A 6576-nucleotide genomic window follows, 5' to 3' on the forward strand; every position below is an offset into this window, starting at 1 on the left:
CCGATAAAATTTTCTATAAAAAAGTTGTAAAAAATTTGGTAATCTGATAAAACGCGCTATATTTGCTCACATCAAACATTTTTTCACTAGTTAAATCTTACTAACTATGAACAAAGCCGAATTAATCGACAAGCTTGCTAAAGATGCAGCTATTACCAAAACCCAGGCTAACGAAGCGCTGGACTCTTTCACCAAAGCTGTTGCTGATACCCTGAAAAAAGGTGGTAAGGTAACTTTGGTTGGTTTCGGTACTTTCTCCGTTTCTAAACGTGCTGCACGTAACGGTAGAAACCCACAGACCGGTCAGATCATCAAGATCAAGGCTAAGAAAGTTGCTAAGTTCAAAGCTGGTAAAGCTTTATCCGACAAGCTCTAATCAGTTAACACAACTTATTCAAGCAAGGAACAGTTCATGTTTCTTGCTTTTTTTTTATATCAAACCGCCAGTACTACGCTATTTCATCGAATTGCAGTATTTTGCAGCCTGATAACATCATATTTTAACAACATCAAACTTCAAATTATTCGTTATGGGTAGAGGAGATATTAAAACCAAAAAAGGTAAGATCTTCAGTAAGTCTTTCGGTAAAGTTAGATCTGCAAAGACCAGAAAAAATACTGCCGCTAAAGCTGCTGCACCAAAAGCTTAATTTTACGCTTTTAATAAAATGCCGCTAAGATTATTTACATAATCTTAGCGGCATTTTTATTTGATACATTTTAAAGGCATCACGGCGCCAGGCGCTCTATTTTCCAGCTGCCTTCCGGCAGCAATGTATACAGGATCCTGTCGTGCAACCGGCTGCTTCGCCCCTGCCAAAATTCTATCGCCTGTGGTTTTACCACATAACCTCCCCAATAATCAGGTCTTTGAGGAGCCTCCTGCTGATATTTTGCCGCTACCTGGTCTACCTGTTCCTCCAGGAAAGATCTACCCGGAATGACCTTGCTTTGCGGCGAAGCAATAGCGCCGATGCGGCTTCCCACCGGGCGGCTGTTATAATATTCGTTACTCACAGATGCAGGCGCCTTGCTAACAGTACCCTCTATACGAACCTGGCGTTGCAGCTCCCGCCAGAAAAACAACAGGGTAACATGTGGGTTCTGCGCTAATTCCTGCCCCTTCCGGCTTTCATAATTGGTAAAAAATAAAAAGCCATCATCATCAAAACTCTTCAGTAATACAATCCTTGCAGAAGGCCGGCCATCCGGTGTACTGGTAGCCAGTGTCATGGCATTGGCTTCATCAATTTCGCTATTCATCGCCTCGTCCCACCATTTCCCGAACTGGGATAGCGGATACGGCGCCACTTCACTTTCATTCAGGGAAGCCAGTTGATAATCTTTTCGTAAATCTGCTATTTTCTGGTTCAACATGGTCTGTTATTTTTATGATTCAAACGGGTCCTCAAAGGTATGGAAGGATAATAGTAATTTTGAGGTACCTGATATAAATCATACTATGAAAAGAGCTTCATCACTGGTACTGTTGATGACTGTTGCATTACTCTCCTGTCATACACGTAACAACAGCAACGTACCGGCCAACACCGCCGGCATTATTATACCACTGGCTTCCACTCCCCTGTTTTATACCCAGCTTAAAGGGAAACTGGGCAATAAAGATATTACCATGCAATTGCTGAAAACCGCCCCCCACCTGTTCCGCGGGTACTATTGCGATGATAGCACCGGGCAGCCCATTCCTTTATGGGGTACCCTGGATTCTACCCTGGCGAATATTTATGAAGAAACCAATAACAGTTCGGAAGACCGCCTGTTCAGCGGCTATCTTTCGGACGACGGAAAGTTTAATGGCGTGTGGCATGGTGATGGTACCTCCTATCATTTTGAACTGCATACGGATCTTAAAAATGCCATACCGCTGAAAGTATTCTACCAGATCGATTCAGCAAAGCTGATCCCTTCCATGTTAAAATCACCGGTAGGAACTGTAACCAACAGCATCATCTGGCCCGACTCGCTGGTTGACAGCACCACCGCCCGTTTCATTATCAGCCAGGTAACCGGCAGCAGTCGCACCGCAGATCCCCAGAAAATCCTGAGAAAAGGAATCGATTCTTTTGTCATGAGTTATCGCTATTCAGCCAAAGACGCCGACAGCAGTGAGTTCAGCGATAACACCACTGCTTTGTCGTGGAACTGGACTACAGACAATGATATGAAAGTAGTGTATAACACCTGGCCTTTACTGGTTATAGAGAAGTATGCTTACGATTTTACCGGCGGTGCACATGGCAACTGGGGCGCCACTTATTATACACTGGATCTGTCTAAACACAAAGTGCTCACCCCGGATGATATTTTTAAACCGGGCTATAAAGAAACGGTGAGCGGGCTGCTTGATAAAGCTTTTAAGAAACGGTTCAATATGAGTGAAGAAGATGCACTTGACCAGAACCTGCTGGTGAAGAACATCCCGCCTAATAATAATATGATTGTCACCGGCAAAGGAGTTGCTTTCAGCTATGTGCCTTACGAAATTGGCCCTTATGCACTGGGCCAGGTAACATTATATATTCCGTTTACGGAGATGAAAGGAATATTAAAATAAGCTGCGCCGGTAGCCGGCATAAAAAAGCAGCGAAGAGCGGATGTTCTTCGCTGCTTTTTTTATGTCTTCAATTATCCTTTTACTAAAGTGCCTACATTTTTACCCATGATCACATTCAGGAGGTTACCCTGGCGGTTCATATCAAACACGATAATAGGCAGCTTATTTTCCTGGCAAAGGGTAAATGCTGTCATATCCATCACGTTGAGGGATTTCTGGTATACTTCTGAGAAGGTAATAGTTTCGAAACGGGTAGCTGTTTTATCCTTTTCAGGATCAGCAGTATAGATTCCATCCACACGGGTTCCTTTGAGGATTACATCGGCCTGGATTTCAATAGCGCGTAAAGAGGCGGCAGTATCAGTAGTAAAATATGGGTTACCGGTACCTCCTCCGAATATTACCACACGACCTTTTTCCACGTGGCGGATGGCGCGGCGACGGATATAAGGCTCTGCGATCTGTTCCATTTTAATGGCAGACTGGAGGCGGGTATACAAACCAACCTTTTCCAGGCCGCTTTGAAGGGCCATACCATTGATCACTGTGGCGAGCATACCCATATAATCGCCCTGGGCTCTTTCTATACCGGTATCGGCTTCATTCATTCCGCGGTAGATGTTACCACCCCCTATAACGATGGCGACCTGAACTCCCAGATCGGTAACTGCCTTAATATCGTAGGCATACTGGGATATCACCTTCGGATCAATACCATAATTTGCATCCCCCATGAGGGCTTCACCGCTCAATTTGAGCAAAATACGCTTATACTTTGGCAACATGACGCTATAAAATATTGTGAGATTGTGATTTTCCTAATATCGATTACGGTATTCTAATATACAACTTAAATGCAGAAAGGAGGAAAGAAGAAAAAAATGCCTTTTCTGATACCTGTTTACTGTCCTTTTATGTGTATGATTAGTTATGCGCAAAAAAAAGGAGAGAAACAAATTCTCTCCTTTTTTTTGATATGTTTTTATTAACCTAAAGCAATTCGCTTAAAGCCATTTACTTTCAGATCAGCATCTACAGATTTCAGGTAATCCGCTACAGACTTGTTATTGTCTTTAACGAAAGCCTGTTGGAGCAGGGTGCTTTCTTTGAAGAATTTATTTACTTTACCGGCAGCGATCTTTTCAGCCATTTCAGCAGGTTTGCCTTCAGCTTTCACCTGTTCAACAGCAATTTCTTTTTCGCGGGCGATCAGTTCAGCCGGAACGCTGTCTGCATCTACTGCGATAGGGTTCATAGCTGCGATCTGCATAGCGATATCTTTACCTACTTCTTCAGAAACAGGCTTAGAGAAAGCAACCAGTACACCCATGCGGTAGTTACCGTGAATGTAAGAGGTTACGCCACCAGCTTCAACAAATTCAAATTTATTGAGGGTGATCTTTTCACCGATTTTTGCTACCTGGTCGTTTACTTTATCAGCAACGCTGGCGCCATCCAGTTGAGCGGCATTCAGGTCATCTACAGTTTTAATACCGTTAGTGAGTGCCAGGTCTACGATAGACTGTGCAAATTTTACAAAGTCTTCGTTCTTAGCTACGAAGTCGGTTTCACAACCCAGTCCTACAATAACGCCGGATTTACCATCCGCTGAAGTTTTAGCGATGATAACGCCTTCTTTGGTTTCACGATCGGAACGTAAAGCGGCCACTTTCTGACCTTTCTTACGCAGGTAGTCTACTGCTTTTTCAAAATCGCCATCGCTTTCTACCAGTGCCTTTCTGCAATCCATCATACCAGCACCAGTTTGCTGACGCAGTTTATTTACATCAGCTGCTGTAATTGTTGCCATGAGCTATAATTAGTTTATTTGTTGTAAAAATTATTGCAAGTACTTCATCTGGCTTTCAGCTATTAGCCTTTAGCTGTTAGGACCCTATGGTTGAACTAACAGCTAAAGGCTAATAGCTAAAAGCTTAAAATATTATCTTCCGCCGCCTGGTTTTCTTGGACCCTGGCTGCCGGCACCAGATGGACGACGTTGTCCGCCTGCTGCTCCACCGCCACGGTTAGCGCCGCCACCACGGTTAGCACCGCCCTGGCCACCAGGACCACGACCGCCACCGCCACGGTTAGCACCACCAGGACCGCCCGGACCACGACCACCCTGTGCACCTGGTTTACGACCTCTTTCACGGTCTTCACCACCTTCCACTTCAAATTTGCGGGCCTTATCATCTGCTTCTTCTTCCTCTTCTACTTCTTCAGATTTCTCTGTAGCTCTTTCAGAAAGACCTTCAGCGATCGCTGCACAGATGTAGCTGGTGATGATAGCAATAGATTTAGTAGCATCGTCATTCGCAGGGATAGCGAAATCTACTTTGGTAGGATCGGAGTTGGTATCTACCATACCGAAAGTAGAAACACCCAAACGCTTAGCTTCTGCCAGTGCAATGTGTTCGTGGCTGATATCAACCATAAACAGCGCTGCCGGTACACGTGCCAGTTGGGCGATACCACCCAGCACTTTCTCCATTTTCTCTTTATCGCGGCTTAAAGTAAGACGTTCTTTCTTGGTGATGTTATCGAATGTACCGTCCTGCAGCATTTTTTCAATGCTCTGCATTTTCTTTACACTCTTACGGATCGTAGAGAAGTTAGTGAGCATACCACCTAACCATCTTTCAGTTACGAAAGGCATGTTGATGTTACGCGCAGCATCTGCCACGATTTCTTTCGCCTGCTTCTTAGTAGCAACGAACATGATCTTTTTACCGCTTTTAGCGATGGATTTCAGGGCAGCTGCTGCTTCCTGCAAACCTTCTACGGTTTTGTTCAGATCAATGATATGAATACCTTTCTTTTCTGCGAAAATATAAGGCAGCATCTTGGGATTCCACTTTTTCTTCAGGTGACCGAAGTGAACACCTGCCTCCAGTAACTGCTGCTGCAATGAGGTATTATTTTCCATGTTTATATTACTCAATTAAAAGGATCAAATAATGTTTAGCTTTTAGCATCCGGCGAATTAGCCCGGAGCTAACGGCCAATAGCTCAAAAATATTAGCGTTTAGAGAACTGGAAGCTTCTTCTTGCTTTTGCTTTACCTGGTTTCTTACGTTCAACTCCACGTGGATCACGTTTCAGCAAACCTGCAGCTTTCAATGCAGGACGGAACTCAATGTTCACTTCGCATAAAGCACGGGCAATACCCAGCTTAATAGCTTCAGCCTGACCTTTGATACCACCACCCTGTGCATTTATTTTCACATCAAATTTATCGAGCGCATCGATAGTTTTGAAAGGCAGTTCCACCTGGTTCTGCAGGTAGATCAAAGAAAAGTAGTTTTTATAATCTTTGTCGTTTACAGTAATGTTACCGGTACCCTTGTTAATATACACACGGGCAACAGCTTCCTTACGACGACCTATTGTATTTTTTTGCTTTTCCATGTATCAGAGAAAAATTAGAAAGTTAAAGGTTGTGGTTTCTGCGCAGCATGAGGATGTTCAGCACCAGCATATACAAATAATTTTTTGTACATAGCACGGCCCAGACGGTTTTTAGGCAACATACCTTTAACAGCCTTTTCGATCAACACTTCAGGACGGCGACGAACCAGGTCCTTTGCTAATTCGATTCTCTGACCACCTGGGAAACCAGTGTAGTGCATATATTCTTTTTCCTGCATTTTATTGCCGGTCAGGGCAATCTTCTCTGCATTGATTACGATGATATAATCACCACAATCAGTATGAGGCGTATAGTAAGGCTTGTTTTTACCTCTTAAGATAGCAGCCATCTTAGCAGCAACCCTTCCGAGTGTCAGGTTAGTAGCATCTACTATATGCCAGTCACGCTTTACGTAAGCGTCGTTAGCCGATTTAGTTCTGAAACTTAATGTATTCATTGTTGTATACGATAAAAATTACGTCTTGTAAACAATTCCCCGATTATGGGGAGTGCAAAGGTAGGCTACACATTCTTAATAACCATACATTTTGGGCACTTTTTTACAAGGCACCTTTGTAATTAGTTGATT

The 6576-nt window shown here is 43.7% G+C and carries 9 protein-coding genes; 3 read left to right on the plus strand and 6 right to left on the minus strand.

The annotated features are described in order from the left end of the window. The first annotated feature begins 106 nt into the window (after positions 1-106). A complete protein-coding gene (locus VN105_RS01060) occupies positions 107-376 on the plus strand; it encodes an HU family DNA-binding protein (RefSeq protein WP_029465307.1) in 270 nt (89 codons plus the stop codon). A gap of 154 nt (positions 377-530) precedes the next feature. Next, positions 531-650: a 30S ribosomal protein THX gene (locus tag VN105_RS01065; protein WP_079471345.1), complete on the plus strand. Its 120-nt coding sequence runs from the start codon at positions 531-533 to the stop codon at positions 648-650. Between the two features lie 79 nt (positions 651-729). Here the strand turns inward: VN105_RS01065 and pdxH are convergent, their stop codons facing one another. Then, the gene (gene pdxH, locus VN105_RS01070; RefSeq protein WP_325637059.1) at positions 730-1377 is read right to left on the minus strand and encodes a pyridoxamine 5'-phosphate oxidase; all 648 of its coding nucleotides are present in this window, start codon (positions 1375-1377) and stop codon (positions 730-732) included. Between the two features lie 85 nt (positions 1378-1462). Here pdxH and VN105_RS01075 point away from each other — a divergent pair, with 85 nt between their 5' ends. Continuing rightward, positions 1463-2575, plus strand: coding sequence for a DUF3298 and DUF4163 domain-containing protein (locus VN105_RS01075; protein WP_325637061.1), 1113 nt, complete (start codon positions 1463-1465; stop codon positions 2573-2575). Positions 2576-2646: 71 nt separating this feature from the next. Here VN105_RS01075 and pyrH read toward each other — a convergent pair whose 3' ends face one another. The 5 genes from pyrH to rplM all read right to left on the minus strand — a co-directional run bounded on the left by pyrH (position 2647) and on the right by rplM (position 6444). Then, positions 2647-3360: a UMP kinase gene (gene pyrH / locus VN105_RS01080; RefSeq protein WP_142684670.1), complete on the minus strand. Its 714-nt coding sequence runs from the start codon at positions 3358-3360 to the stop codon at positions 2647-2649. 200 nt (positions 3361-3560) lie between these two features. Further along, entirely contained in the window at positions 3561-4385 is an 825-nt protein-coding gene (tsf, locus tag VN105_RS01085) for a translation elongation factor Ts (protein ID WP_325637064.1), read from the minus strand. 132 nt (positions 4386-4517) lie between these two features. Next, a complete protein-coding gene (gene rpsB, locus VN105_RS01090) occupies positions 4518-5504 on the minus strand; it encodes a 30S ribosomal protein S2 (protein WP_325637066.1) in 987 nt (328 codons plus the stop codon). Between the two features lie 92 nt (positions 5505-5596). Next, positions 5597-5986 carry a 30S ribosomal protein S9 gene (gene rpsI / locus VN105_RS01095; RefSeq protein ID WP_145661599.1) on the minus strand — a complete coding sequence of 130 codons (390 nt, stop codon included), beginning with the start codon at positions 5984-5986 and terminating at the stop codon, positions 5597-5599. Between the two features lie 14 nt (positions 5987-6000). Next, a complete protein-coding gene (gene rplM, locus VN105_RS01100; protein ID WP_142684667.1) occupies positions 6001-6444 on the minus strand; it encodes a 50S ribosomal protein L13 in 444 nt (147 codons plus the stop codon). Positions 6445-6576: the final 132 nt, after the last annotated feature.

It is taken from the genome of Chitinophaga sp. (assembly GCF_035564935.1).
Taxonomy (GTDB): domain Bacteria; phylum Bacteroidota; class Bacteroidia; order Chitinophagales; family Chitinophagaceae; genus Chitinophaga.